Raw genomic sequence first — 25,548 nt, forward strand, 5'->3', positions numbered from 1 at the left:
TCTCACCGCGATGGCGCGGACGTTTCGCCGTCAGCCTCCGCTCCCCGGCCTGCCTCGGGGCGGATCCCGCAATGCGTACGACACACTGTGACCCGTAGCATGGAGGGCATGGAGGAACTGGCCGCCGACGCCCCCGACGCCGCCGATGCGCTGGGCCCCACCGTGATGCCCGACGACGGCGGATCCGTGCCTGCCCTGGCCGCTCCGGCGCCGGTGTCTCTGGGGATGCCGAGTCTGCCGTCTCGGCGCGGCGAACCGCTGCCCGGCGCGGAGGCCGCCGACCCTGCGCGCGGCCTCATGGACAGCTTCGGACGGCGCGCCACCGATCTGCGGATCTCGCTGATCGACAAGTGCAATCTGCGCTGCACCTACTGCATGCCCGCCGAGGGACTCCCCTGGCTCTCCCGCGATCAGCTCCTCACCGCCGAGGAGATCCGTCGCCTGGTGCGCATCGGGGTGGACACCCTCGGAGTGCGGGAGCTGCGGCTCACCGGCGGGGAGCCCCTGGTTCGGGCAGATCTGGTCGACATCATCGCCGGGATCCGTGCCGACCACCCGCAGCTGCCCATCGCCATGACCACCAACGCGATCGGCCTGGAGCGCAAAGCCGAGGAGCTGGCCCGGGCCGGACTGGACCGGGTCAACGTCTCCCTGGACTCCCTGCATCGCGAGACCTTCGCCCAGCTGACTCGGCGGGACTCGCTGGACAAGGTCCTGGTCGGCGTCGAGGGGGCCGCGGCGGCCGGGCTGACCCCGTTGAAGATCAATGCGGTGCTGATGCGCGGGATCAACGACCACGAAGCCCCTGACCTGCTGGCCTGGGCCCTCGAGCAGGGCTTCGAGATGCGCTTCATCGAGCAGATGCCGCTCGACGGCGACCAGAACTGGCGTAGGGAGGGCACCGTCTCCGCCGCCGAGACCCGCGCGCTGCTCTCCGAGAGGTTCCAGCTGCGAGCCGACGCCCTGCCCCGGAACGGCGCTCCGGCCGAGCGCTTCGACGTGCTCGACCTCGACGGGACCGTCCTCGGACGAGTGGGGGTGATCGCCTCGGTGACCGAGCCGTTCTGCGCCGACTGCCGACGCACCCGCATCACCGCCGAGGGCAAGGTGATGAGTTGCCTTTTCTCCCGGGAGGAGTTCGACCTCGCCCCTCTGCTGCGCGACCCCGCGGCCGGTGATGAGGACGTCGCCCGGCGCTGGGCGGAGGCCATGTGGCTCAAGCCAGCCGCGCACGGCACCGACCGCCCCGGCTTCGACCTGGACAGCTTCACCCGCCCGGACCGTTCGATGTCCGCGATCGGAGGATGACCCGATGACCAGCACCCCACCGGTGAGCCGCGCCCGTGTGGACAGCGCCGAAGAGAGCACCGCCGGAGAACGCACCGCCTCGACGCTGACGGTGCGCCTCTTCGCCGCGGCCGCCGAGGCCGCCGGCGCCGAGACGCTTCATCTGCCCCTGGAACAGCCCGCTGCGCTGGGGACGGTGCTCGATCGGCTGCCCGCCAGCGCGTCCTCAGGTGATGGCGAGCAGCTCGGGCGCGTGCTGCGGCGCTGTTCCTTCCTGGTCAACGGAGTCCGAGCACCGTCGAACGATCGGGAGCTCGCCCCCGGCGATCAGCTCGACGTGCTGCCGCCGTTCGCCGGCGGCTGAGTCGCTCTCGAGGCCTGTGCCCGTCCAGGAGTCAGTTCCCCGCACATCTCCGGGAGCCTGACACGTCTCAGGGCTTCGCGGCGTACGGGTTTCTGACCCCCGGATGCCCCACGAGCCCGATCAGTGGAGCTCGACGTCCTGCAGCTCGACCACATCCCGGTCACCGAGCGGCTCCTCCAGCTCCACCACCACGGAGACATAGACGGCCTCCTGCGTGCAGGGCTGGTCCTCCGCCTCGGGCAGTCGGCCGGAGATCGTGGCGATGCGGACCTCCTCGGCATCCTCCTCCACCACGGAGCGGACCCCGTAGCAGCTCAGATTGCCGGAGTAGAACATGACCTCCAGCTCGGTCTCGGAGATCTCCTCGTAGTCCTCCCAGGTGGCCTGCACCTCGCCGACCAGCTCGGGGGCCTCGTCCACCTGCCGCGCCTCGGGCTCCGGCAGGGTGGTCTCGCCGTCGTCAGCATCACCGTCGTCGCCCGAGGCCTGGCCGTCGTCGGTCGGCTCGTCGAGATCCGTCTGGGCGATGTCGGAGTCGGGCTCCTCCGGCGCGTCATCATCAGTGTCCTCCCCTGCCCCGCCGCATCCGGTCAGCAGCAGGGCGGCCAGGGCGGGCAATGCCCACACCGCCGCAGAAGGGCCACGGCGCGCGCGACCCTCGGCCGCCCGAGCGCGAGGGGCGGTCTCATCGGGGGTCAGGCTGTGCTTGAGGTTCATGGGGCTCTCCTCGGCTCGGGGGAAACGGTGCGCAAGGTGTGCTCTCCGGGCCAGTGGGCGCTGAGCGCATGCATCGCGGCGCGCGGGTCCTCCACGCTGATCACCGCGGCACCGTCATCGGTGACCACGCGCAGGGTGGGGCCACCGACCACATACTGATCCTCGCCGGCGTTGCGTCTCCGGCCCAGCGGCGCGGTGAGTCGCGTGCGGCCGCCGGTGCGGATCTGCCGGACGGCGTCCCAGCCGATGGTCTCCGAGAACCAGACGCCGGCACGCAGGCGCAGGCCCGAAGACGTCACACTCAGCCGCACGCGCAGCACCGTGGACCAGGCGAAGATCAGGCAGCCCAGCAGAATCCCGGCCAGAATGGGCAGCGCACTGCCCGTGGACCACCCCCAGGCCAGGGCCGGCAACGCCACTGCGACGGCAGCCAGACCGGCGATCAGCTGCTGCTGCCCGGAGAGTCCGACGTCACTGATGAGGGTCTCCTCGCCGCGGCGGTCCGCCGTCATCTGCGCTCCTCTCCGGTGCTCGGCTGCGGGGACTCTCCAGTGTAGGAGCGGACCCGCGGCACGTCACCGCCTCAGCGGTCACCTCAGGGCCGCACCACGGTGGTGGCCCGCGGCGAGTCTGCCAGCCGAGCCGCCACCTGACGCACATCTTCGGCGCTGACGGCCTCCAACTGGGCCAACGTGTGGGAGACGTCCACGAACTCGCCACGGACCAGTTCGGCCCGGCCCAGCCGGGACATCCGGGAGGAGGTCTCCTCCATGCCGAGCACGGTGCCGCCGCGCAGCTGTCCCTTGGCGCGGTTCAGCTCCTCCTCGGTGACCGGTTCGGTGGCGATGCGCTCGAGCTCGGCGGCCATGACGTCGATGACGCTGTCCACCTTCTCCGGCAGGCAGCCTGCGTAGAGCCCGTAGCAGCCGGCGTCGGTGTAGGCCGCGGAGAAGGAGTAGGTGGAGTAGGCCAGGCCGCGGCGTTCGCGGATCTCCTGGAACAGCCGGGACGACATGCCGCCGCCGAGGATCGCGTGCATGACGGAGAGGGCGAAGCGGTCGTCGTCGGAGGCGGAGAGGCCCCGCCCGCCGAGGATCACCTGCGCCTGCTCCACCGGCTTGACGTGGTCCTCGACCCCGGCGCGGACCGGGATCTCCACGTCCTGCCCCACTCGGCGCGGCGCCGGGTCCCGACGGATGCTGGTGTCCCAGGCGGAGGCGTCCAGGGCGGCGTCGACCATGCGGCAGAGCTCGTCATGGTCGAGTCCGCCGGCGGCGGTGATGACCAGCTCGTCGGGCCGGTACCAGCGGGTGAAGTGCGCGTGGACGTCCTCCCGGGTGGCGGCCCGGATGTCCTCGGGCGTGCCGCCGATGGGGCGGCCCAGCTCGTGGCCGTCCATGACCTGGGCGGCGAACCGTTCGTGGACGACGTCGTCGGGGTCGTCCTCCGCCATGGCCAGCTCCTCGAGGATCACCCCGCGCTCGGTCTCCATCTCCTGGGGGTCCAGGGAGGCGGAGGTGACCATGTCGGTCAGCACCTCCACCGCCATGGGCAGGTCCGCGTCCAGGATCCGCGCGTAGTAGCAGGTGGACTCCTTGCCCGTCATCGCGTTGGACTCGCCGCCGACCGCGTCGAAGGCGGCGGCGATGTCCAGGGCGGAGCGGCTGGGGGTGCCCTTGAACAGCAGGTGCTCCAGGAAGTGGGTGGAGCCGTGCTGATGCCCGGCCTCGTCCCGGGAGCCCACGGCGATCCAGAAGCCGATGGTCACCGACCGCTGCCCGGGCATCTCCTCGGTGAGCACCCGCACGCCGGAGGGCAGCACGGTGCGCCGGACGGTGGAGCCGGCGTCGGAGTTCAGGATGCCTTCGGTCCGGGGTTCGATGGTCACGCGCATGGGGTGGGAGTGCTCCTGGTGGGTGGTCGGCACGGCACGCCGGGCGAGCTCGCCCGGCAAGGTGCCAGGGTAACGCAGGCGCCCGTACCAACGGCACTCACGACGACGGCGCCCGCGCCCACCGCACCAGGCTGACCCGCCGGCCGCCGGTGCAGTCCTGGGCTCAGTCCTGCCCTGTACTCAGTCGTTCCCTGGGCGCCCGCCCCAGCCGGCGAGCACCTGCTGGGCGTGTTCCCCGAGGACGACCTGCAGCAGCGGACCGAAGCTGACCCGGGAGACGCCCAGCGCGGTGAGCCGCTCCAGACCGAGCCCGTCCGGAATGGCGCCGCGCTGCGGGTGCGCGGTGACGTTGACCGGGGTGTCCACCGCATCCAGGATCGCGGTGAGCACGTCCTCGCTCGGCAGGCCCACCGGGTAGAGACTGTCGGCGCCGGCCTGCTCCAGCAGGGCGAGTCGGTGCAACGTCTCCGCGAGCGGGTCGGCGAAGTCCCCGGCATGCTTGTAGACGTCGGTGCGGGCGTTGATGACCAAGTGCACCCCGGCGGCGTCCGCGGCCTGCCGGATGGCGGCGATGTAGTCGGCATGCTCTTCGGCCGTGCGCATGGCTCCGCGGGAGTGCACGATGTCCTCGATGTTGATGCCCGCCACACCGGCCTCCAGGGTGCGCTCCACCAGCTCACCGGCCGGGGTGTCGTAGCCGGACTCCAGGTCGGCGGAGACGGGGAGGTCCACGGCGCCGGTGATGCGGGCGATCGCCGTCAGCGCCTGGGCCAGGCTCATCTGCTCCCCGTCGCCCGCTCCCAGGGAGTCGGCGAGCGGGTGGCTGCCGACGGTCAAGGCGGAGAAGCCGGCGTCGGCGATCTGCCGGGCGGACCAGACGTCCCAGGCCGTGGGCAGCACCACCGGAGCATCCTGGTGGTGGAGGTCGAGCAGGGTCTGGGCGCGGGCGGAGAGTGCGGTGCGGGGGTCGGTCATCGAGGGGTCCTGTCTGTGTGTTTGGTGTCTGTCTGGGGTCTGTGGGTAGTCAGTGGGAGGTCAGTGGGTCAGCGTCCGAGCACGTGGCGCAGCGCTTCAGCCAGGGTGTGGTGACGGAACGCGTAGCCGAGCTCGAGCGCCTTGTCCGCGCTGACCCGCTGGTCGGCCATGACCAGCTCGCGAGCGCCCTGGGCACCGAGCAGCAGCTTCGGCCCGAATCTGGGCACAGGCACCGCGGAGGGGCGCCGCAGCACCGCACCCAGAGTCCGGGCGTAGTCGCGGGCCGTGACGGGTTCCGGAGCCACGGCGTTGACCGGTCCGCGGGCCGCCGGGGTCAGCGCGAGATGGACGATGAGCGCGGCGACGTCGTCCAGGCTGATCCAGCTCTGCCACTGTGACGTCCCCAGCGGGCCACCCAGGCCGGCGGCGAACAGCGGCAGCATCTGTTGCAGGGCTCCCCCGGAGGGCGACTGCACGATGCCGGTGCGCACCGTGACCACCCGCACCCCGGAGCTCTCCGCGCGCCGGGCGGACTCCTCCCAGGCCCGGCAGGCCTCGGCCAGGAAGTCGGTGCCGCAGCGCAGGTCCTCGGTGAGCGTCTCGGCCTGCTGGGTCCTGTCATCCGGGGTGGCCCCGTACCAGCCGATCGCCGAGCTGCTGATCAGCGTCCGACCGCGCGGCTGGGCGGCCTCCAGGCGGGCCAGCGCATCGGCGATCAGGGTGGTGCCGTCCACGCGGGAGGCTCGGACCTTGCGCTTGTGCTCCTCCGTGAAGCGGGCCGCCAGAGGGTGGCCGGCCAGGTGGATGACGACGTCGACGTCGGCCAAGGCCTCCTCATCCAGCAGACCGGAGTCGGGGTCCCAGCGGATCTCGGCGGGATCGTCGGGGTCGGTCCCGGCCCCGCGGACGAGACGCCGCACCTCCAGCCCGGCTCCACCGAGCAGCGCGCACACCTGGGTACCGATCATTCCGGAGGCGCCGGAGACGGCGACTACCTGGGGGCCCGGAGTAGCGTCCTCGGTGTCGGAGTCCAGGTGGGAGCGGCGCTCGCGCTGCTGGGAGGCCAGGTGGCCGGTGCTCTGGTGGAAGGCCAGGTCTTGGACGCTCTGGTGCGCGCGGTGGTCGATGATGCGGCGCAGCTCGGCCTCGAACACCCGGTGGATCCGGCGTCGCACGGGTCCGGGCAGCCGTGGCGCGGCGGGCATCTCGTAGGTGATGGTCTCGTGGAGGACCGTGCCGGGGCCGTCGTCGTGGAACTCGCGCTCGTGCCGCCAGCTGTGCATCGGTCCGGAGACCATCACGTCGGTGAAGCCGTGGCCCGGGCGGAAGTCCTCGTGGCGGGACACCCAGGTCACTCGGCGGGGGATCCTGCCGGGGAGCACGGTGCCCAGCATGCCCGCGGCGGCGTCGGCGCCGGTGCCCAGCAGGGTGGGGAGGGTGAGGCTCAGCCGGGAGATGGCCCCGTCGACGGGTCCGTCGACGGGCTCTTCGAGGACCTCGCCGGCGAAGGGCGGCACCAGGCGGGTCAGCGCGCCGGGGCGGGTGTACCAGGCGAAGACGTCGTCGCGGGCGAAGGGAAGGTAGGTCTCCTGCTCGAAGCGCGGCATCGTGCCTCCCTGGACTGGAACGTGCCGCCTGCGCACCGGCGGGACGCTGCGGCTCCCCGTCTTGGTGAATCTACCACTGCCCGCCCCTTCCTCGGGATGCCCCGACGGCGGCCGAGTCCCACACCCGGTTGCCGGGGTTTCGGCCCTCCGGGAGCCTGTCAGGCCCCTGTGGCAGAGTGAACGGCGTGAGCAACACGCAGAGCACAGACCCCGCCATGTCCCCTGTCCACCCCGACGACGGCGTCGGTCCGGCCCCGTCCAGCGTCTCCGTGGACGCGGCCTTCCACACCGAGGCCCGCGAGCGCCTGGCCGCTCTGACCGGCCGAGACTCGGACTTCCGCCCCGGCCAGCTGGAGGCCATCGCCGCCCTGGTGGAGCAGCGCCGTCGGGTGCTGGTGGTGCAGAAGACCGGCTGGGGCAAGTCTGCGGTGTACTTCCTGGCCGCACATCTGCTGCGCCGCCGGGGCCGCGGGGTGAGCCTGATCGTCTCCCCGCTGATCGCGCTGATGCGGGATCAGATCTCCGCGGCGACGCGGGCTGGGGTGCGGGCCCAGGCGGTGAACTCTGCCAATGCTCACGAGTGGGACACGGTGCTGGAGGCGCTGGTCGCCGATGAGCTGGACGTGCTGCTGATCTCCCCGGAGCGGCTGGCGAATCCGCGGTTCCGGGATGAGGTGCTTCCGGGGCTGCTGGAGCGGCTGGGGATGCTGGTGATCGATGAGGCGCACTGCATCTCCGACTGGGGACATGACTTCCGCCCGGACTATCGGAGGATCGGGGAGATCGTGCGCAATCTCCCGGCGGCGGTGCCGGTGCTGGCCACCACGGCGACGGCGAACTCCCGGGTGGTGGACGACGTCGCCGCCCAGCTCAGCCCGGCCGGGGATGCCAGCGGCAAGGAGGTCATGGTGCTGCGCGGCGGCCTGAGCCGGGATTCGCTGCGGCTGGGGGTGCTGATGCTGCCGGACTCCGAGCAGCGGATCGCCTGGCTGACCCAGCATCTGGGCTCGCTGACCGGAAGCGGGATCGTCTATGCGCTCACCGTCTCTCAGGCTCAGGACCTGACACGGCATCTGCGGGAGCACGGCCACGAGGTGGCCGCCTACACCGGGCAGACGGACCCGGATGAGCGGCAGCAGCTGGAGGCCGCGTTGAAGGAGAACCAGGTGAAGGCGCTGATCGCCACCTCGGCGCTGGGGATGGGCTTCGACAAGCCGGATCTGGGCTTCGTGGTGCACCTGGGGGCGCCGTCGTCGCCGGTGTCCTACTACCAGCAGATCGGCCGTGCGGGCCGTGCCGTGGACAACGCGGATGTGCTGCTGCTGCCCGGCCGGGAGGATGTGCGGATCTGGGAGCATTTCGCGCAGGCCTCCATGCCCACGCAGGAGCGGGCGGATGCGGTGCTGGCCGCATTGGCCGAACATCCGGACGAGCCGCTCTCGGTGGGTCGGCTGGAGGCGATGGTGGAGATCCGCCGGTCGCCTCTGGAGCTGCTGCTGAAGGTGTTGGAAGTCGACGGCGCGGTGCACCGGGTGCGCGGCGGCTGGGTGACCACGGGTGCGGGCTGGCGGTACGACGCCGAGCGCTATGACACGATCCTGCGGCTGCGCCGGGATGAGCAGCAGGCGATGTTGGACTATGAGCGGCTGCCGGCCGGTCAGTGCCGGATGGTGTTCCTGGCCGCCACGCTCGATGACTCCGCGGCCGTGCCGTGTGGGCGCTGCGACACGTGCGCGGGTTCCTGGTACCCGACCGCTCTGGATCAGAGCACGGTCTCGCAGGCGCGGGCCTCGATGGACCGGGTGGGGGTCGAGATCGCTCCGCGGAAGCAGTGGCCCACCGGGCTGGCGGCCCTGGGCATCACGCTGAAGGGTCGGTTGGGCCCCGGGGAGGTGGCCGAGGAGGGTCGGGCGCTGGCCCGGCTGTCCGATCTGGGCTGGGGACCGACGGTCCGGGAGGCCGTCCAGGGTGAGGACGCCGAGGTCCCGGACCGGCTGGCTGGCGCCGTGGTGAGGGTGCTCTCCGAATGGGACTGGTCACGCCGCCCAGACGTGGTGGTGTCCGTGCCGTCCCGGCGGCATCCGCGTCTGGTGGACTCGCTGGCCCGGGGCGTGGCCCAGGTGGGGCGGCTCCCCTACGCGGGCTCCTTGGAACTGGTGGACGGCGGACCCTCCAGCTCCCCGGAGGCCAACAGCGCGTTCCGGCTCTCGGGACTGCTGGGCCGGTTCCGGGTCCCGCAGGACATGGCCTCCCAGATGCAGGGGGCCGCGGTGCTGCTGGTGGACGATGAGGTGGTCTCCCGGTGGACGCTCACCGTGGCGGCCCGGGAGCTGCGCGGTGCCGGGGCCGAGCTGGTGCTCCCCTTCGCCCTGGGCATGCGCGGCTGACGGGGTCACCGGGGCGCGGTCCCTGTGAGGGGAGCCCAACACTCCCGGGGGCTGTCAGCGCCGTGCGCCTGGCGGTGACTCACCGGGTGCGCCGGGCCCGCAGGAGACCGGCGACCGTGGCGACGATGAAGATCGCCGACCAGACGCCGAGAGCCTGACCTCCCGTGGGCTGGGACTCCTCGGGCGCGACGAACATCCACCCGATCAGCAGAACTCCGGGGACTGCCACGACTGCCTGCCAGGTCGCCCAGAATGTCCGTGTCGCTGGGCTCTTGGCGTCAGTACGGGACAACTCGTCACCTCTCCCACGTGTCAGGGCTGCGGTTCGCGTCTCTCCGGGCATCGCCGTGCCGGGCCAGCAGGTTCAGTGCCGACGCAGCACGACGTCGGCGGCATCCTCCCGGCCGAAGGCCCAGAGGATCAGCTCGCCCGGGGCGCCTTCCAAGGAGATCATCGGGTCTTTGGAGGACCCGTGGGTGACCGATCCGTGACCGGGGCTGATGAATGTGATCCGCCGTCGGTGCTTCCGCGCGGCGGCAAGGAACAGGGTCCGGGAGGCCTGCCGCCACAGGCGCCGCTGGACCTCCTCAGGGACCCGGCGACGGCGCGGCTGCAGGGCGGTGCCCGCACCGGCTGAACCGGCGTCGTCGGAGGCGGCGTCGCTCTCACCAGGTTCGACGTCAGCAGTGCCGCCGTCCCCGGTCTCACCCGGCGTGATCTCGGAGGCCACCCGGACGTCGGCGCGCAGCACGTCCTCGGTGTGGACGAAGAACTCCACCGTGTTGACCGCGTCGTCCACCGCCCGCGTCCGTGCCGGATGCCAGGAGGGCACGCCGTCCGCGATGCGGTCCAGCAGCTGCTCGAAGCTCATCTGCTCGAACTGGTGGTACTGCTCCAAGGCTTTGGCCCCGACCACCGGCAGCTCCTGGCCGAACACCAGGTGGGGCCGCGCGTCACGGGCCGCCACATGCACGGCGAGGTCGTGGGTGGTCCAGCCCTCGCAGAGGGTGTCGGCGGTCGGGCCCTTCTCCCGCAGGGCGCGGACCAGGGCCTGACGTTCGGCTGCAGCGGTGGAGGTTCGGGGCATGCAGGGCTCCTGTCGATCAGCGGGTACGTATCGGTGCGTCACTCTTCGCGGTGACGTCCGGGAGATCTGTCTTAGGCCGGGCACCGGGAGCGATGTGCGGTGTGGCCCAAGACGCCCGACGCCACAAACAGCGCGGCGCCCAGCGTCTGCAGCGCCCCGGTGAGCACGGCGCCGTCCAGAAATCCGAGGACCGCAGCGACGCTGAACAGGGCCGCCGCGATCCCGCAGACGGCGGCGAGCGGCGTGGTGCGCGGCATCAGCGCCTCCTTTCGTCCGTCGCCGATCAGCTTATCGTCCGGCGATCCACCACGCCTCGGGCGGCTCACCAGGGCCGGGTCAGCGGCGCTGGCATTCCCGGGTGACCCTTGGGCGCGACCCACAGCTGCCCACCCACCGTGACCCGGCCGACCGCGTAGGCGTTGCGCAGGGAGGGCTGATTCTCCGGGTGGATCGTGCCCCACAGCACCGTGCCCGGACCTGGCGTCGGAAGGACCTCACAGAGGCGTTGCAGCACCGCCGGGCCGTAGCCGCGGCCACGGTGCTGCTCGTCCAGGCAGATCTCTTGGACCATGTGCCCGGTGAGTCCGAAGTCATCGTCGCGGGGCGCGGAGACGACTCCGGCGGGCTCGCTGTTGGCGAAGATCTCGAACAGGGCGCCGTCTTCGGCCGCCTCGGCCAGTTCCTCTGCGCTGGCCGCGGTGGCCCACCGGCCGCTGTCGGGATGGGCCGCGTAGATCTCCTCGACCGTGGCCGCTGCCAAGGTCACGTCCATCTGCTCCAAAGAGATGCGCCGGTGCGAGGCCACCCGGGTGCGGTGGTTGATGTCCCGGACAAGCCCGGCCACCACATGGTGGTCCACTGAGACCGGACCCGAACCCGGCAGCTCGTCGATCCCGGTGCGCAGCCATTCGAGCTCCCCCACCGTCACCCGTGCCGTCAGCGGACGGAAGGCGGCCAGATCCTCCACCGCGTCGGCGGCGATGGTCAGGACGTTCTGCGGGGTGGGACTCAGAGTGGAGGCGATCACATCCACGAACGGGCAGGTGAGGTCTCGGCCACGGAACCTGATGCCGATCACGGACCAGCCGCCGTCGTCGTGGGTGATCCGCCGATCCGCCCAGAGCAGCGGATCCTCGACGTCGACGTGGACGTCCTCGGCGGAGGCGGACTCGTCTGCCTGCACGAGGTCGCGGACCTCCGCGCCGAACTCAGAGTTCTCCAGACGCTCGGCATCGGGCTCCAAGGCGGTGCGCAGCTGGTCGATCAGCACCTCCTCGGCGTACCAGTCTGTGAGCTGCGGGCCGGTCCAGGCGGCCCGGGCGGCGGCGAGGTCATCGAGCAGTTGTCCCATGTCACGACACTACCGAAGAGGCCGGACCCGCCCGAAGGACCGTCGCCCGCCGCCTGTCCGCCGCCTGCCTGCCGTCAGAGTCAGAACAGCTGCCTCCAGTTGGCCCGGCCGAGGTCCACCAGCTCGTCCCCGCGCCCGGAGAGCACCGTGCGGATCGCGTAGAGCGTGAAACCCTTGGCCTGCTCCGCGGTGATCGCCGGCGGCATGGACAGCTCCTGCCGCTCGGTGACCACGTCCAGCAGGGCGGGGCCGTCGTGGGCGAAGAACTCCTCCACCGCGGCGGGCAGCTGCTCCGAGGACTCCACCCGGATGCCGCGGATGCCCATGGCCTCGGCGACGTCGGCGAAGTTGGGGTTGGTCAGCCCGGTGCCGTAGTTCACGAAACCAGCGGCCTTCATCTCCACCTCGACGAAGTTCAGGGAGGAGTTGTTGAACACCACGGTCTTCACCGGCAGCTGAGCCTGGGTCAATGTGAGCAGCTCCCCCATCAGCATGGTGAGCCCACCGTCGCCGGCGAGCGCCACCACCTGACGGTCCGGGTCGGCCGCAGAGGCCCCGATGCCCTGGCTCAGCGCGTTGGCCATGGAGCCGTGGGTGAAGGATCCGATGAGCCGGCGTCGGCCGTTCATGGTCAGGTAGCGGGAGGCCCACACCACCGGGGAGCCGACGTCGGGCAGGAACACGGCGTCGTCCGCGGCGGCCTGGTCCACCAGCCGGGCCAGGTACTGGGGGTGGATGGTCCGTTTGGACGGCGTGGCCAGCGAGTCCAGATCCTTGCGGGTGCGCCGGTAGTGCTTGGTGGCGGAGTCCAGATGCTTGGAACCCCGGTGGGTGTCCAGGCGGGGCAGCAGCGCCTGCACGGTCTCCTTGACCCCGCCGACCAGGCCGACGTCGACCGGGGTGCGTCGGCCGATCTGCTCGCCGCGCACGTCCACCTGCACCACGGTGGCGTCCTGCGGGTAGAACTGCTGATACGGCAGGTCCGAGCCGAGCACCAGCAGGGTCTCGGCGGCCTCCATGGCGTGATATCCGGAGGAGAAGCCGAGCAGGCCGGTCATGCCGACGTCGTAGGGGTTGTCATACTCCACGTGCTCCTTGCCGCGCAGCGCGTGGACGATGGGGGCCTGCAGCCGCTCGGCGATCTGCAGCAGCTCCTCGTGGGCGCCGGAGGTGCCCGCGCCAGCGAGGATGGTGACCCGCTCGCAGCCGTTGAGCGCCTCGGCCGCGGCGGCGAGGTCGCCCTCGGCGGGGATGGTCCGGGAGCTGGCGGCGCGGATGGCCTGGGGTTCGGCTTTGATGTCCTGCAGGGCGACGTCGCCAGGGATCACCAGCACGGCCACGCCGCGCTTCTCCAGGGCCTCACGCATGGCGATGCGCAGCAGCCGCGGCATCTGCTCGGCGTGGGTGACGTGTTCGACGTAGACGCTGCACTCCCGGAACAGCTCCTGCGGGTGGGTCTCCTGGAAGTAGCCGGAGCCGATCTCCTCGCTGGGGATGTGGGCGGCGATGGCCAGCACCGGGGTGCGCGAGCGCTGGGCGTCGTAGAGCCCGTTGATCAGGTGCAGGTTGCCCGGGCCGCAGCTGCCGGCGCACACCGCCAGCTCCCCCGTGAGCTGCGACTCCGCGCTGGCTGCGAAGGCGGCGGCCTCCTCATGCCGGACCTGGACCCAGTCGATGGTTCCAGAGGCGCGCAGCGCGTCGGTGAAGCCGTTGAGCGAGTCTCCCGGGATCCCGTAGACCCTCTGGACCCCGCTGGCGTGCAGAGTGTCGACGATGTGGCGTGCGGCTGTCGGCATGGGAAGTTCCCCTTTCCGTGACGGATCGCGGCCTCGGCTCGCCGGATCCTCGGCGGGGGCCGCCTCGGGCCGAGTCTAGGACTGTGCACCGCTGATGGCTATGAACGCCGTCACGCGAGGGGCGGGCGTCTGACGTTCGCCCGGCGGCGACGCTGCCGTGGACCGGGGCCGCCCTCTCCGCGGGCCCTGGGGCGATGACTCGTTCCTCACATTTTTATACTGACCAGTCAGTTTAAGAGTATGCTGGGGTACATGCTGGAACTCCACGACGTCGCCTTCGACGGTCATCACGGCCGCCTGGTCGAGCCGACCTCCTTCTCCGTTCCCGACGGCGGGCTCGCCGTCCTGCAGGCGCCCACCGCCATGATGCGCACCGCCCTGGCACTGATCGCCTCGGGCCGCATGGCGCCGGATGCGGGCGAGGTCCGCATCGACGGGGTCGCCGAGCTGCGTCCGCTGCGGCTGCGCACGGCCCTGGTGGACGCGCCCACCATCACGGCCCCCGAGCACCACATGACGGTGAAGAACGTGGTCTCCGAGTTCCTCGCACTGCGCCCGCTGCGCAGCCGCGTGGGCAAGCAGGCCCGCCGCATCGGGGTCCGCGCCTGGCTGGCCGAGCACGACGCCGATGATCTCGCCGGGGCCCGGATCGACACGCTGGAGCCCCTCGAGCGCGTCGGGCTCCTGCTGGAACTGGCCTTCTCCGACCCCCAGGTGCGCTTCGCCGTCGTGGACTCCCCCGACCGCCATGAGGTGGACCGCGACCAGCTGCTGGACTTCCTGGAGGACCGGTGCAGCGTGGAGCACGAGCGTGCCGTGCTGGCGGTGCTCGAGGAAGCGCCGGCCCGGGAGGACATTCCCTGCGGGTTCGCCGGGCACCACGAGGGGCCGTTCGTGCTCAGCGCGGAGCACGCCGAGGACCCCGAGACAGAGGCCGCTGGCGAGACAGGTGCTGTGGATGAGACAGCAGCCGCGACGCAGACAACCGACGACGACGTCGAGGCCGCTGCTGCGGAGGAGACCGCCCCGGCCGCGGGCACCACAGAACTCGACGAAACAGGCCGAGACGACATAGCCCCGGACGAGACATCACCGGACGACACGGAACCCGACGACATAGCCCCGGAGACCGACCTGGACGACCTGCTGGAGGACAAGCGATGACGTTCCTGCGCCTGGTGCGCTCCGAATTCGCCCGGATGACCAGCAGCTTCACCCCGCTGATCACCATCTTCGGGTTAGCCCTGGTGCCGGTGCTCTATGCGGGCATCTACCTCTACGCCAACTGGGACCCCTACGAGAATCTCGAGGGCGTGGATGCGGCCCTGGTGAATCTGGATGAGGGTGCAGACTTCGACGGCGAGCACCGCACCATCGGTGACGACGTCGCCGAGGAGCTGATCGACGACGCCTCCTTCGGCTGGGAGGAGGTCAACTCGCGGGAGGCCGCGGAGGCCGGCGTCGCCTCGGGGAAGCACCAGTTCGCGCTGATCATTCCGGAGGACTTCTCGGAGGCGCTGGCCTCGCCGTCGAGCTTCGAGTCTGCGGATCAGGCAATCCTGGACATCACCACCAATGAGGCGAACAACTATCTGCTGAGCAACATCGTCTCGGTGCTGGCCTCGGAGATCCATGAGTCGGTCTCCAGCGAGGTCGGACAGGAGACCGCTGATGCGATGCTGACCGGCTTCGGGCAGATTCACCGGCAGCTGGTGGACGCCGCCGACGGCGCCGCCCAGCTCCACGACGGTGCTGGGGGGCTGCGCGACGGCATCAGCGAGCTGCATGACGGCTCGGTGGATCTGGCTGACGGCGCCGGGGACCTGGACGACGGCGTGGACGAACTCGCCCTGGGACTGGGCGAGCTCTCCGAGGGCAGCGAGCAGCTCTCCGACGGTGCCGGGCAGCTGTCCACGGGCGCCTCGGAGCTGTACACCGGCATGTCCGAGCTGCAGGAGGGCGCGGATGCGGTGGACACTGCCGCCGGGCAGCTCTCCGACGGCGCCTCCGAACTGAACACCGGGATCAGCACGCTCCACGACGGCGCCGAACAGGTGGCCGACGGCAATGAGGCGCTGTCCGCGGCCTCCCATGAGGCCAGTGACATCATCTCCGAGTTCGAGGCCTCGGCCGAGGGGCGGGTGGATCAGGCGGTCCAGGATCTGCTGGACGCAGGCGTGATCGAACAGGAGCAGGTGGAGGAGGCGCACGAGGCGCTGGGCTCAGTGGCCGAGGATTCGGAGCTCCTGACCCGAGCCCAGGAGGCCCGCAGCCAGCTGGGTGAGGCGCAGGAGAACATCGACGCCCTGGCCACCGGCTCCCGGGAGGTCGCCGACGGCGCCTCGGAGCTGCTGACCGGAAGCTCGGCGCTGGCCGACGGTGCCGCTGAGCTCTCCGCCTCCACCCCGGACCTCTCCGACGGTGTGGGCACCGCCCGTGATGGTGCCCTGCAGCTGAGCTCCGGCGCCGCGGACCTCTCCGACGGCGCCGATGAGGCCCACCAGGGGGTGGGCCAGCTGATCACCGGCACCGGTGAGCTCAACGAGGGCGCCACGGCACTCTCCGACGGCGCGATCGCCCTGCGGGACGGGCTCGCCGAGGCCTCCGACGGCTCGGTGGAGCTGACCGACGGCGCCCAGGAGCTGGCTGAGGGACTCGACGACGGCGCGGACGAGGTGCCTAACCCTGACGAGGATGAGCGCCAGGAGATCAGCGAGGTGATCGGCAATCCGCTGAAGGTCAACCAGACCGCGCAGGCGGAGGCCGGCAACTACGGGGCCGGGATGGCGCCGTTCTTCCTGGCGCTGTCGCTGTGGATCGGTGCGCTGGTGATGCTGCAGGTGCTGCGGCCCACCTCGCCGCGGGTGCTGGCCTCCAATGCGCCCTCGGCCTCGATCGCCCTGGGGTCCTGGATTCCGTTCCTGCTGCTCTCGCTGACCCAGAGCCTGCTGCTCTACACCGCGGTGGTGCTGGGGCTGGGCCTGACCCCGGCGCATCCGTGGCTGGCGCTGGCGCTGCTGTTCGCGGCCTCCATGGCGTTCTCTGCCCTGGTCCAGGGCGTGGTGGCGCTGCTGGGGAATCCGGGCAAGATGCTGATGATCCTGCTGCTGGTGCTGCAGCTGGTGGCCTCCGGGGGCACGTTCCCGCCGCAGACTCTGCCGGAGCCGCTACAGGCGCTGCACCCGGTGCTGCCGATGAGCTATGTGGTCGACGGGCTGCGGCATGTGATCTACGGTGCGGACCTGGCCACGCTGTCCACCTCGCTGGCTGCGCTGCTGGCCACCACCGGTGTGGGGCTGACCCTGCTGGTGCTGGCGATCCGGAAGAAGAAGATGTGGAGCCTGAAGCGGCTCCAGCCGGCCATTGAGGAGGCGGCATGAGCGCGAGCACGGTGGAGCACCCCACCGGGAGGGTGCGCCGCGGGTCGGCCCGGGTGCGGCTGCTGCAGGCGATGATGGCCTTGGATGATCACCGCAGCGTACAGGAGCATTCGGTCGACGAGCTGGCGGCGATCGCCGGGGTGGCGAAGGGCTCGGTGTATTACCAGTTCGGCTCCAAGGAGAACCTGGTGCGCCAGATGCTGGTGCATGGGGCGGAGGAGCTGCAGCGGATCATGGATGAGCACGACGACGGCGGCGACGTCGCCACGATGCGGGCCAGCCTGACCGCGCAGATCCGGGCGGCCTTCGCCTTCCTGCGCCAGTACCCGTCCTTCACCGGGCTGGTGGCCTACGCTCTGGCCCGGCGTCGGGATGACGAGTCCCAGCAGCTGCGCTCCGAGAAGGAGGCGATCGTGAGCCTGCTGACCGATCGGCTGGCCCGGCTGGATGCCGCCCGAGTGGCGGAGGGGCTGGCCGAGGCGGCGTCGTCGTCGGCCCGGCTGGAGATCACCGCGACCGCGCTGCTCTCGGCGGCGGTGACGCTGAGCATCGACCAGCACACCACTCATGCCGACTGGTCCGAGGAGGACTGCGTGCAGGCGCTGGTGGCGATGTCCGCCGGTGGGCTGGGGTAGTCGGCGGATGCGTCCTCCCAGTGGCCGGCGGTGTTCTACCGGGCCGCAAGGTCGGCACCGGGGCGCCCCGATGGCTCTGGGGCCACCGAGGGTGCTGTGCGGGGCCAGGTCCAGGCGGAGTGGAGGATATAGCCGAGGAGGATCACTCCGAGCACGACGCCGAGACCGTAGAAGTACAGCCAGGACTCGCCCACCGCGTTGAACGCGGTGACGGGGATGTAGAGCGATGCCATGACGAGGTTGAGCGTGCGGTTCGCCCGGGCGGGCAGCGTCATCGACAGCACGATCATGAGGATCGGGATCGCCATGAGCGCGAGCGCGATGACGACGAAGCTCTGGCTGATGTCGAACGTGAAGACGACGCCGGCCAGGATGTCCTCGAGGGTGCCCGGCTTGTACAGGTGGAGGTAGTCGACGTAGATGTAGAAGAACATGAAGCTCGTCCAGACTGCCGCGAGCTTGGCTCTCACCGGGATCCGCGGGTCGTCCAGGGTGATGGTGGGGCGATGTTCTCTCATGGCTGGCTCCCTGTGTCGGGTGGCGGATGGGTGGTTCCACGATCGCTGAGCCCGGCGGCGGGTGCATCGGCCCAGAGGTCGGAGTTCGCCTGGCCGAAGGGACGACCGCTGTCTCCTCCATTCGGCTGATCCGCGGCCGGCACGGCGGCTCTATGCTTGGCTGATGGTGAGGAACAGCCTCCGGACACTGTGGAGCGAGCCTCGTCCTGCTCGGCCGCCCGCACGGGTGTGGCGGGACTGGGCGCTGTTCGGTGTGGCCGTCGCGGCGTCACTGGTCGAGGCAGGACTCCGGTCGGACCGCACCTGGCTGCCGGTCGTCCTGGCCGTCAGCGGCGTGGTCGCCGTGGCGGTGCTGTGGCGGCGGACCCGGCCGCTGGCGACGGTCGCGGTCGCCTTCGGCACGCTGATCGTCTTCGATGTGGCGCGGATCCTCGCCAGCGATGTCACCGGCCTGACGAGCCTCGCGGTCGTGCTCGTGCTGCCCTACGCGTTGCTGCGGTGGGGCTCGGGACGTGAGGCCGTCGTCGGACTGGGGATCATCCTGGTGTGGGTGAGTGTCACGCTCCTCGCGGTCCCGACCACAGTTGCGGAGACTGTGGCCGGATATGGTTTCTTCCTGTTCTCAGCGGCGCTCGGGGCCACGGTCCGCTTCCACGCCGCCACCCGCCGGCGGGAGATCGAGCAGGCCGAGCTGCGGCAGCGTCACGAGCTGGCTCGCGACCTCCACGACACGGTCGCCCACCAGGTCTCGGGCATCGCCATCCAGGCCCAGGCCGGACGTGCCGTCGCCGCGGCGCATCCCGAGCGGGCCGCCGAGGTGCTGGCTGTCATCGAAGAGGCCGCTTCACGGACACTGACCGAGCTGCGCAGCATGGTCGGCCTCCTGCGCACCTCCGAGGGAGCGGACTTCGCGCCGCGCCCCGGCCTGGCTGACCTCGAGCGGCTTGCTGAGGATGCCGAGGGAGGGCCGCGGATCGCGGTGGAGCTGTCGGGTGAGCTTGACGGCCTCAGCCCTGCGGTGGGGGCTGCGCTCTATCGCCTGGCGCAGGAGTCGGTCACGAACGCGCGACGATATGCCCGTGACGCGACGCGGGTCGCCGTCCGTGTTGTGGGTGACGCCGAGCAGGTGCAGCTGACCGTCGATGACGATGGTGCCGTCAGCCCGGCCGCCGGGCACCCCTCGGGCTACGGTCTGGTCGGCATGCGGGAACGCACCAAGCTGCTGGGCGGCACGTTCCACGCCGGCCCGAAGGCTGGCGGCGGCTGGCGGGTCGAGGCGACGCTGCCCCACGGAGAGGTCACGTCATGACCATCAGGGTGCTCATCGCCGATGACCAGGACATCGTGCGCACCGGGCTGACGATGCTGCTGAACGCCCAGCCCGGCATCGAGGTGGTGGGCGCCGCCACCGATGGGCGCCACGCGGTGCGTCTGGCGCGTCAGCTGCGCCCTGATGTGTGCCTGTTCGACATCCGCATGCCGCTGATGGACGGCATCGAGGCCACCCGCCGGCTCGCCGGCCCTGACGTGGCCGACCCCCTGCCCATCGTGGTGATCACGACCTTCGACCTCGATGAGTACGTCCATGGGGCGTTGAAGGCCGGCGCCCGGGGTTTCCTGCTCAAGGATGCCGGGCCTGAGCTGCTGAGTCAGGCGATCCGCTCTGCGGCCGAGGGGGATGCTCTGATCGCTCCCAGCGTCACTGTCCGCCTGCTGGCGGCGTTCGCCGACTCCCAGAAAGAGCCGCCCACGCAGCCGGTGGAACCGCTCACCGCGCGTGAGGAGCAGGTGCTGATCCCCGTGGCGCACGGCCGGACGAACAGTGAGATCTCCGCTGAGCTCCACATCAGTCCCAGCACCGTCAAGACCCACGTGGCCGGTCTGATGCGCAAGCTGGGCGCGCGGAATCGGGTCGAGCTCGCCATGTGGGCTCATGAGACCGGCCGCGCCTGAGGTCAGGGCGGGAGCCATGGCCCATGCGTGGCGGGCCCGGCGGGAAGAAAACGGGGATGCTCCACGTTTCCACTTGTAGCAACAACCAATTGGCCGAGGTTTCTCCCAGAAGGCCCGCCATCGACGCCGCGAGGTTGATCACCCATGGACACTCAGCACTCCTCCGCCCCCGACGGCCGGATCCTGAACCCCGCCACCGGCATGGACGCCGTGACCCTGCGCGTGGGCGATCTGGACGTGATGTCCGCCTACTATGAGACGGCCCTGGCCATGAAGCCTCTGCAGGAGCGCGCCCGCGGCCAGGAGGTCCACCGGGTGCTGGGCCGTGGGATCACCCCGATGGTGCGGCTCATCCACACCCCGGAGCTGCCGGGCGTGGATCCCCGGGAGGCGGGCCTGTTCCACACGGCGTTCCTCTTCGAGGACGAGGCGTCCCTGGCGGCCACCGTGTACCGGGCCGCCCAGCATCCGCAGTCCCGGTTCGTCGGCTCCAGCGATCACCTGGTCAGCGAGGCGTTCTACTTCACCGATCCGGAGGGCAACGGCATCGAGCTCTACCGGGACCGACCCCGCGACACGTGGGAGATCGACGGCACGCAGGTCCGCATGGGCAACCGCCCTCTGGATCCTAACGACTATCTGCGCCGTCACCTGGACCAGGAGGTGCTCGACGCCGGCTCCGCCCGGGCCGGGATGGTGGGGCATGTGCACCTGCAGGTGGGCGACGTCGCCCGGGCCCGCGAGTTCTATGTGGGCGCAGTGGGCTTCGACCCGACGATGGACTGGCCGGGTGCGCTGTTTGCCTCGGCCGGCGGGTACCACCACCACGTGGCGATGAACACCTGGAACAGCGGCGGGGCCGGCCCGCGGGCCTCCCGGCTGGGGCTGGGGGATCTGGCGATCACCGTGCCCGGCCGGGACGACCTGGACGCGCTGGTGGCGCGCTACCGGGCCCGTGGGCTGAACTTCGCCGACGACGGCCACCGGGTGGTCACCCAGGACCCGTGGGGCACCCAGGTCTCCGTGGCGGTGCCCGGGACCGAGACGGAGGAGCTGCTCAGCCGGTGAGGGTCAGCTGTCGCTGATGTACATCGGGGCCACGTTCCCCCGGAGCTTGGCCCGGCTGAGGCCGCGGCTGTGCAGCGTCAGCCCGAGCTCGCCGAAGATGCGGGCCGCGTCGCGTCCGGTACGCACCGGCGCCTCGGGAGCGGTTTCTGTGGGGCCGGCGGGCACGTGGGCGGCCATCCACAGCACCCCGCCTTCTGTCGGCTCCACGCCTGGACGGCGGGTGATGAGCACGGAGGTCCAGCCCTCGTGATGGGCCTCGGCCGACGGGCTCCTCGCGCCACGGGACTCCAGCCCGGACACTGTCCACTGGGGCGCCTTCTTCGGCCCATAGCCGGGCAGCGCCCAGGCGAGTCCCGAGGGTTCGAAGACCTGGGACATCCAACCCAGCACACGACGCGCGGCGGACGGGTCCATGCCGAGCCCGCCTCGGTTCGGGGCCTCCTCCCCCAGGAGGCCGCCATAGGCGGCCAGGAGCATGAGCAGTTGCCGCAGTTCGTGGGGTGAGGTCTCGCCGGTCAGCAGGTCGCCGCGGGACGTCTCGGGGTCTTCGAAGCCGGTGATCTGGGTGTGGAACAGTTTCAGGGACGGCAGGGTGAACCTGTCGAGGAACCCACGGGTCACGGCGACCAAGTCCACTCCTCGGGCTTCCAAAGCGTCCCTCACCGCCAGGGAGGTGGCGGCGTCGGAGGTGGCGATGATGAGGCCGAGCGCGTCATGCAGGCTCAGCGTCAGCTCTTCGCTGGAGGCGTCCGTACCGTGCCCGGTGCCGGAGGGGATGCGCAGCGGCCCGACGGCGGCGCCGCGCCGATGCGCGGCGGTGACGGTCACCGGCACCGCCAGCAGGCCGGGATCAGCCACCTCACATTTGGCCAGCGCGAGCGCGGCGAGGAACTTCCCGGACCCGGCGAGCGGGTGGAGCTCCCGGTTTCCCGCGACGTCCCGGCCGATGCCGCCGTAGGTGGTGTCGCTGTCAGTGACTCCCCCGATGGCCGCCAGCACTCCCCCATGGGACGCAATGGCCGCCAGCTGGGCGTCGGTGGCGTCGAGTTCATCAGACGTGCTCAGGCGAACGGCCTGGCGGGGTTCGGGCAGCTGCTCCCCCACGTACCAGGCTTCGATCGCCTGTCCGATCTGGCCGAAGAGCTCGTAGGCGGCGATCCGACCCGGGGCGCCGTCGGGCAGCTGAGTGGGGATAGTCTCGGCGAAAACCGCGACGGCGGCGACCGGGGTGCCGGTGTCGGTGGTGGCCAGCCCGACCTGGGAGAGGCTGCGCAGCCCGCGCCCGTTCTTCTCCGCGAAGCGCAGCGCAGTGGTCTCCGCGCCGAGCAGGGGCGTGTAGAGGCCGTGCATGAGTTCGACGGCGAACCGGCACAGTTCCGGGGTGAGCTGCAGGGCCTCGGCCGCGTCCGCGTCCTGGGCGCCGCGGGCGAGCTGGGCGAGCAGGTGGGCCTGGTCGGCGGCGGTGGTGACGGTCATCGCCTCGATGCTGTGGTGCCAGGTCAACTCGCCGCTGCGGGGGAAGATCTCCCGGTGCAGGGTGGCGCGCATGCCGATCCAGGCGCAGTAGTCGTTGACCTGCTGCAGGGCGGCAGCTGCGCGGTCATCCGGGTTGTCACCGGAGTGCAGGCTGGTCGGCTGGGCGGCGGGGTCTTGGACAGCCGCGCCGATGGCCTCGAAGACGAGCTGGGTGCAGATGTTGTCCGAGGTGATCATCATCTGCCGCAGGTGGTCCTCCAGGCTGAGCTCGACGCCAGCGGCGAGGTCCTTCATGATGCCGGCCTGCACGCCGTCGCGGAGCTCCTCGGTGATGGGCAGTCGTTGATCCAGGGAGAGCCGCCCGCGGTGGACCAGGGCGAGGCAGGCCAGCAGCACGCTGACCTTGCGGGTGCTGAAGGAAGCGACCTGGGTGTCGGCGCCGGAGCCGAACACGGGGGTCGCGCCGGTAGCTTCGGCGTCGGACAAGGGACGAACCTGCCAGTGCACGGCGAAAGGCTGGGCCGCGACGAGAGCGTGGATCTGACGCTCAAGCGCAATGATCGACTCAGGCATTCTTCCCCTCAGATTCCACAGGTGAGATCGACATACCCTCGACGCTACACGCCCCGATGGCGCATTCTGAATGAATTCGTTCTGCCGACTTGTCAGAGGAGTCCCCTAGTTTGTCTCTACGCGATGAACGCAGGTTCTGAACTGTGAATCCGTCACGCGCGTCCCCATGATGAACGCCGTTCCTCGCGCACCAGCGGCACAACTTCATACTGCACCGCACCGTTCAGCGAGGAGAAAACGATGACCACGATCAGCACACCCACGCGGAGGCCATCCATGCGCAGGAGGGTCGCCACCGGCATGAGCAGCGCGTGCGCGCTCACGATGGCGGCAGGACTCGTAGGGTGCACAGATCTCGAGCCGGAAGTGGTCACCGAAACGGTGACCGAGACCATCACAGAGGAGGTCGAAGTCGAGGTGGAGCCCGAGGACCTGCAGGAGCAACGCGACGCCGCCGATGAGCGCGACGAAGAACTCGACACCCGCGAAGCCGAGCTCGACGAGCGGGAAGGCGAGCTGGAGGACCTGGAAGAAGCACTCGCAGCCCGCGAGCAACGGCTGGAGGAGGCCGAAGAGTCACAGGACGAGCCGGACTCTGAGCCTGACGACACCGACGAAGCCGAATCTGGAGGATCAACCATTCCAGGAGACGGCGTCTACATGGTGGGTTCAGACGTCGATCCGGGCACTTACACCACCGAACCCGGCAGCTGGGGCTGTTACTGGGCGCGACTCAGCGGCACCAGCGGCGAGTTCCACGACATCATCACCAATGCCTTCGTAGAAGGCGGCCAGGCACTGGTCACCATCGCTGAGACCGACGTGGCGTTCGAGACATCCGGATGCGGGACGTGGGAGAAGCAGTGAGGGCCCAACCTGCACGACTTGTCCGTGCACACGTAAGCCGAGCCACATTGGCGCCGGAACCCTTCGCCAGATGCATGCCTTGGGTCGATTCACAGCTTCACGAGTCCCGCACACTCCTCACCGCACTTCTGGGCTACTTAGCGTGTCGTGCATGCCCCACCTGGAGGCCGCCGAGCCACAAAACACCGCCCCGAACTGAAAGCGCAATTTGTCATACTACAGGGAGGACCTGTTGCCTGATGTGCCGGTGGGGCCACCGTCGAGAGCCTTGGAGCCGCACGAGCAGATCGAACTGTCGCGGTGGAAGAGACGCAGAGACAGTCGATAGCCCAAACAATTTGTGTTGACCGGCTCTACTGAGTCTCGGGCCGTTGATCCTGAACGCTCTCAGGTTTCTGCAGCTTGAGAGCCTCGATGACCTGTTCCGCGATCTGCTCGGCTTTCAACGGTCCGGCGTTCCCGACATGCCGTGCGGCATCGCGGTGGGCAAACCTCGACAGGACATTCTTCACCAGAAGAGCGTCTCCGAGTTGCTGGCGGGCGGCAAGACGAATAGGGCCATCGGTGTTCTCGTAGAACGGAGCCAACGTCACTAGGGATGTTGCCATGTCCTGAGCGGCATTAGCCTCTCGTCGATGGCTATTCGATTCCCTGAGAACTAGGGCACCGGCGGCTGCGACGACCACCAGGATAGTGCCACGCAGCAAAGCGTCACCGATGGACATATCAAACTCATTAGCAATGGCCTGATACGTGATATAGGCAGCGAAGAGGATGCCGACAACGAAAGTTCCGAAGGAAATGTTTCGAAGTAGCGTGGCAGTTTTTCGTTCCTGAGTGGACTTTTCAGCCCAATCGGTGGCGCTGAAATTCCCGACTGCTTGGTCCAGCAACACCCTGCCGTGCTCAGCCGCTGAGGCCAGTGCACCGAGGTGCTGAGCTGCGTCGGCATTCGCCTGCTCATCTGCATGGTCACGCTCTGCCTTCCACTGCGTGAGTGCCTGCCTCCAATCCTTGTCGATAGTCCCTTGCGCGTCCTCACTGACCTTCTTGATGAGCTTCTGCTGGGCCTCAATCTCAGTGCTGAGGTCTGCAAGCTCCTGAGTGCGTTGGCCGATCTCCTCGCGGTTGGATTGAAGCGCAGCCTTCGTCTCGTCGATCTCGGAGTTGAGCTCGGCCAATTTCTCCTGGCGAGCCTTCATCTCGCGATCGAGCTGCTCAGCATAGCTCTGACTGAGATTCTTTGGAGGAGGCAGTGGCAACCCACGCAGTGCCCGCTCCAATTGCTTGATGCGTGGTTGTCCGCTAGCGCTAGTGCGGTTGTTCAGCCCGACGTACTGTTTGAACTTCGACTGATCGACTTCCAAGTTGTTGAGCTGCTCCTGAAGATCGTCGAGGGCACTCAGGTATAGTGTTGGCTGGTTGTTCGTCTTGGATTTCTGAGCCTCTTTAAGCCAGTCCACGACATCGATGCGCCACTGCTCAACCTCGACCCCGTCGAAACGTGCTGCGTTCAGTGCGTCGAGCTTGAGCTGAAGCGTCTCCCAGACCTTGTGCTGGCGGTAACGCTGCTGCCCTGTCCTCGTCTCGATAGCCATGCTGTCCCCTCGTCG

The 25,548-nt window shown here is 69.8% G+C and carries 23 protein-coding genes; 10 read left to right on the forward strand and 13 right to left on the reverse strand.

Annotated features, from left to right (window positions below; translation table 11 throughout):
- Window positions 1-225 precede the first annotated feature (225 nt).
- The gene (gene moaA / locus SD455_RS11070; protein ID WP_445508150.1) at window positions 226-1,308 is read left to right on the forward strand and encodes a GTP 3',8-cyclase MoaA; all 1,083 of its coding nucleotides are present in this window, start codon (window positions 226-228) and stop codon (window positions 1,306-1,308) included.
- A gap of 4 nt (window positions 1,309-1,312) precedes the next feature.
- Window positions 1,313-1,651, forward strand: a complete 339-nt coding sequence (locus SD455_RS11075) for a MoaD/ThiS family protein (protein WP_344683603.1) — start codon at window positions 1,313-1,315, stop codon at window positions 1,649-1,651.
- A gap of 120 nt (window positions 1,652-1,771) precedes the next feature.
- Here SD455_RS11075 and SD455_RS11080 read toward each other — a convergent pair whose 3' ends face one another.
- From SD455_RS11080 to SD455_RS11100, 5 genes are all read right to left on the reverse strand, one after another.
- Window positions 1,772-2,368: a hypothetical protein gene (locus SD455_RS11080; RefSeq protein ID WP_445508123.1), complete on the reverse strand. Its 597-nt coding sequence runs from the start codon at window positions 2,366-2,368 to the stop codon at window positions 1,772-1,774.
- Window positions 2,365-2,880 carry a PH domain-containing protein gene (locus tag SD455_RS11085; RefSeq protein ID WP_445508124.1) on the reverse strand — a complete coding sequence of 172 codons (516 nt, stop codon included), beginning with the start codon at window positions 2,878-2,880 and terminating at the stop codon, window positions 2,365-2,367. Before SD455_RS11085 ends, SD455_RS11080 begins: the two co-directional genes overlap by 4 nt.
- Window positions 2,881-2,963: 83 nt before the next feature.
- Window positions 2,964-4,262, reverse strand: coding sequence for a M16 family metallopeptidase (locus SD455_RS11090; RefSeq protein ID WP_311024422.1), 1,299 nt, complete (start codon window positions 4,260-4,262; stop codon window positions 2,964-2,966).
- 180 nt (window positions 4,263-4,442) lie between these two features.
- Entirely contained in the window at window positions 4,443-5,237 is a 795-nt protein-coding gene (locus SD455_RS11095) for an isocitrate lyase/PEP mutase family protein (RefSeq protein WP_445508125.1), read from the reverse strand.
- Between the two features lie 68 nt (window positions 5,238-5,305).
- Window positions 5,306-6,844 carry a TIGR01777 family oxidoreductase gene (locus SD455_RS11100; protein WP_445508126.1) on the reverse strand — a complete coding sequence of 513 codons (1,539 nt, stop codon included), beginning with the start codon at window positions 6,842-6,844 and terminating at the stop codon, window positions 5,306-5,308.
- A gap of 215 nt (window positions 6,845-7,059) precedes the next feature.
- Between SD455_RS11100 and SD455_RS11105 the strand changes: the two genes are divergently transcribed.
- Window positions 7,060-9,231 carry a RecQ family ATP-dependent DNA helicase gene (locus SD455_RS11105; protein ID WP_445508151.1) on the forward strand — a complete coding sequence of 724 codons (2,172 nt, stop codon included), beginning with the start codon at window positions 7,060-7,062 and terminating at the stop codon, window positions 9,229-9,231.
- 79 nt (window positions 9,232-9,310) lie between these two features.
- On the opposite strand, the gene SD455_RS11110 is transcribed toward SD455_RS11105, so the two are convergent.
- From SD455_RS11110 to poxB, 5 genes are all read right to left on the reverse strand, one after another.
- Window positions 9,311-9,460: a hypothetical protein gene (locus SD455_RS11110; RefSeq protein WP_445508127.1), complete on the reverse strand. Its 150-nt coding sequence runs from the start codon at window positions 9,458-9,460 to the stop codon at window positions 9,311-9,313.
- 135 nt (window positions 9,461-9,595) lie between these two features.
- Window positions 9,596-10,318 carry a TIGR03085 family metal-binding protein gene (locus SD455_RS11115; protein WP_445508128.1) on the reverse strand — a complete coding sequence of 241 codons (723 nt, stop codon included), beginning with the start codon at window positions 10,316-10,318 and terminating at the stop codon, window positions 9,596-9,598.
- 71 nt (window positions 10,319-10,389) lie between these two features.
- Window positions 10,390-10,575: a hypothetical protein gene (locus tag SD455_RS11120; RefSeq protein WP_445508129.1), complete on the reverse strand. Its 186-nt coding sequence runs from the start codon at window positions 10,573-10,575 to the stop codon at window positions 10,390-10,392.
- Between the two features lie 65 nt (window positions 10,576-10,640).
- On the reverse strand, window positions 10,641-11,669 hold the full coding sequence (locus SD455_RS11125; protein ID WP_445508130.1) for a GNAT family N-acetyltransferase: 1,029 nt from the start codon (window positions 11,667-11,669) through the stop codon (window positions 10,641-10,643).
- Between the two features lie 80 nt (window positions 11,670-11,749).
- Window positions 11,750-13,465 carry a ubiquinone-dependent pyruvate dehydrogenase gene (gene poxB, locus SD455_RS11130; protein WP_445508131.1) on the reverse strand — a complete coding sequence of 572 codons (1,716 nt, stop codon included), beginning with the start codon at window positions 13,463-13,465 and terminating at the stop codon, window positions 11,750-11,752.
- Between the two features lie 252 nt (window positions 13,466-13,717).
- On the opposite strand from poxB, the gene SD455_RS11135 reads away from it, so the two are divergent.
- Genes SD455_RS11135 through SD455_RS11145 form a run of 3 tightly spaced genes read left to right on the forward strand, consistent with a single transcriptional unit; the run spans window position 13,718 to window position 17,480 of the window.
- Window positions 13,718-14,629 (forward strand): hypothetical protein, encoded by a 912-nt coding sequence (locus SD455_RS11135; protein ID WP_445508132.1) that lies wholly within the window; start codon window positions 13,718-13,720, stop codon window positions 14,627-14,629.
- A complete protein-coding gene (locus SD455_RS11140; protein ID WP_445508133.1) occupies window positions 14,626-16,845 on the forward strand; it encodes a YhgE/Pip family protein in 2,220 nt (739 codons plus the stop codon). The genes SD455_RS11135 and SD455_RS11140 overlap by 4 nt, the downstream gene beginning before the upstream one ends.
- On the forward strand, window positions 16,842-17,480 hold the full coding sequence (locus SD455_RS11145) for a TetR/AcrR family transcriptional regulator (RefSeq protein WP_445508134.1): 639 nt from the start codon (window positions 16,842-16,844) through the stop codon (window positions 17,478-17,480). Before SD455_RS11140 ends, SD455_RS11145 begins: the two co-directional genes overlap by 4 nt.
- A gap of 35 nt (window positions 17,481-17,515) precedes the next feature.
- Here SD455_RS11145 and SD455_RS11150 read toward each other — a convergent pair whose 3' ends face one another.
- Window positions 17,516-17,998, reverse strand: coding sequence for a DUF6326 family protein (locus SD455_RS11150; RefSeq protein WP_445508135.1), 483 nt, complete (start codon window positions 17,996-17,998; stop codon window positions 17,516-17,518).
- A gap of 163 nt (window positions 17,999-18,161) precedes the next feature.
- Here SD455_RS11150 and SD455_RS11155 point away from each other — a divergent pair, with 163 nt between their 5' ends.
- The 3 genes from SD455_RS11155 (at window position 18,162) to SD455_RS11165 (ending at window position 21,019) form a co-directional block, all read left to right on the forward strand.
- Window positions 18,162-19,307 (forward strand): sensor histidine kinase, encoded by a 1,146-nt coding sequence (locus SD455_RS11155; RefSeq protein ID WP_445508136.1) that lies wholly within the window; start codon window positions 18,162-18,164, stop codon window positions 19,305-19,307.
- The gene (locus tag SD455_RS11160) at window positions 19,304-19,951 is read left to right on the forward strand and encodes a response regulator (protein ID WP_445508137.1); all 648 of its coding nucleotides are present in this window, start codon (window positions 19,304-19,306) and stop codon (window positions 19,949-19,951) included. The genes SD455_RS11155 and SD455_RS11160 overlap by 4 nt, the downstream gene beginning before the upstream one ends.
- A gap of 144 nt (window positions 19,952-20,095) precedes the next feature.
- The gene (locus SD455_RS11165) at window positions 20,096-21,019 is read left to right on the forward strand and encodes a VOC family protein (RefSeq protein ID WP_445508138.1); all 924 of its coding nucleotides are present in this window, start codon (window positions 20,096-20,098) and stop codon (window positions 21,017-21,019) included.
- 3 nt (window positions 21,020-21,022) lie between these two features.
- Here SD455_RS11165 and SD455_RS11170 read toward each other — a convergent pair whose 3' ends face one another.
- On the reverse strand, window positions 21,023-23,068 hold the full coding sequence (locus SD455_RS11170) for a serine hydrolase (RefSeq protein WP_445508139.1): 2,046 nt from the start codon (window positions 23,066-23,068) through the stop codon (window positions 21,023-21,025).
- Between the two features lie 240 nt (window positions 23,069-23,308).
- On the opposite strand from SD455_RS11170, the gene SD455_RS11175 reads away from it, so the two are divergent.
- On the forward strand, window positions 23,309-23,935 hold the full coding sequence (locus tag SD455_RS11175) for a hypothetical protein (protein WP_445508140.1): 627 nt from the start codon (window positions 23,309-23,311) through the stop codon (window positions 23,933-23,935).
- 353 nt (window positions 23,936-24,288) lie between these two features.
- Here SD455_RS11175 and SD455_RS11180 read toward each other — a convergent pair whose 3' ends face one another.
- Entirely contained in the window at window positions 24,289-25,533 is a 1,245-nt protein-coding gene (locus SD455_RS11180) for a hypothetical protein (protein ID WP_445508141.1), read from the reverse strand.
- Between the last annotated feature and the right edge of the window lie 15 nt (window positions 25,534-25,548).

This window comes from Nesterenkonia sp. K-15-9-6, from assembly GCF_052656005.1.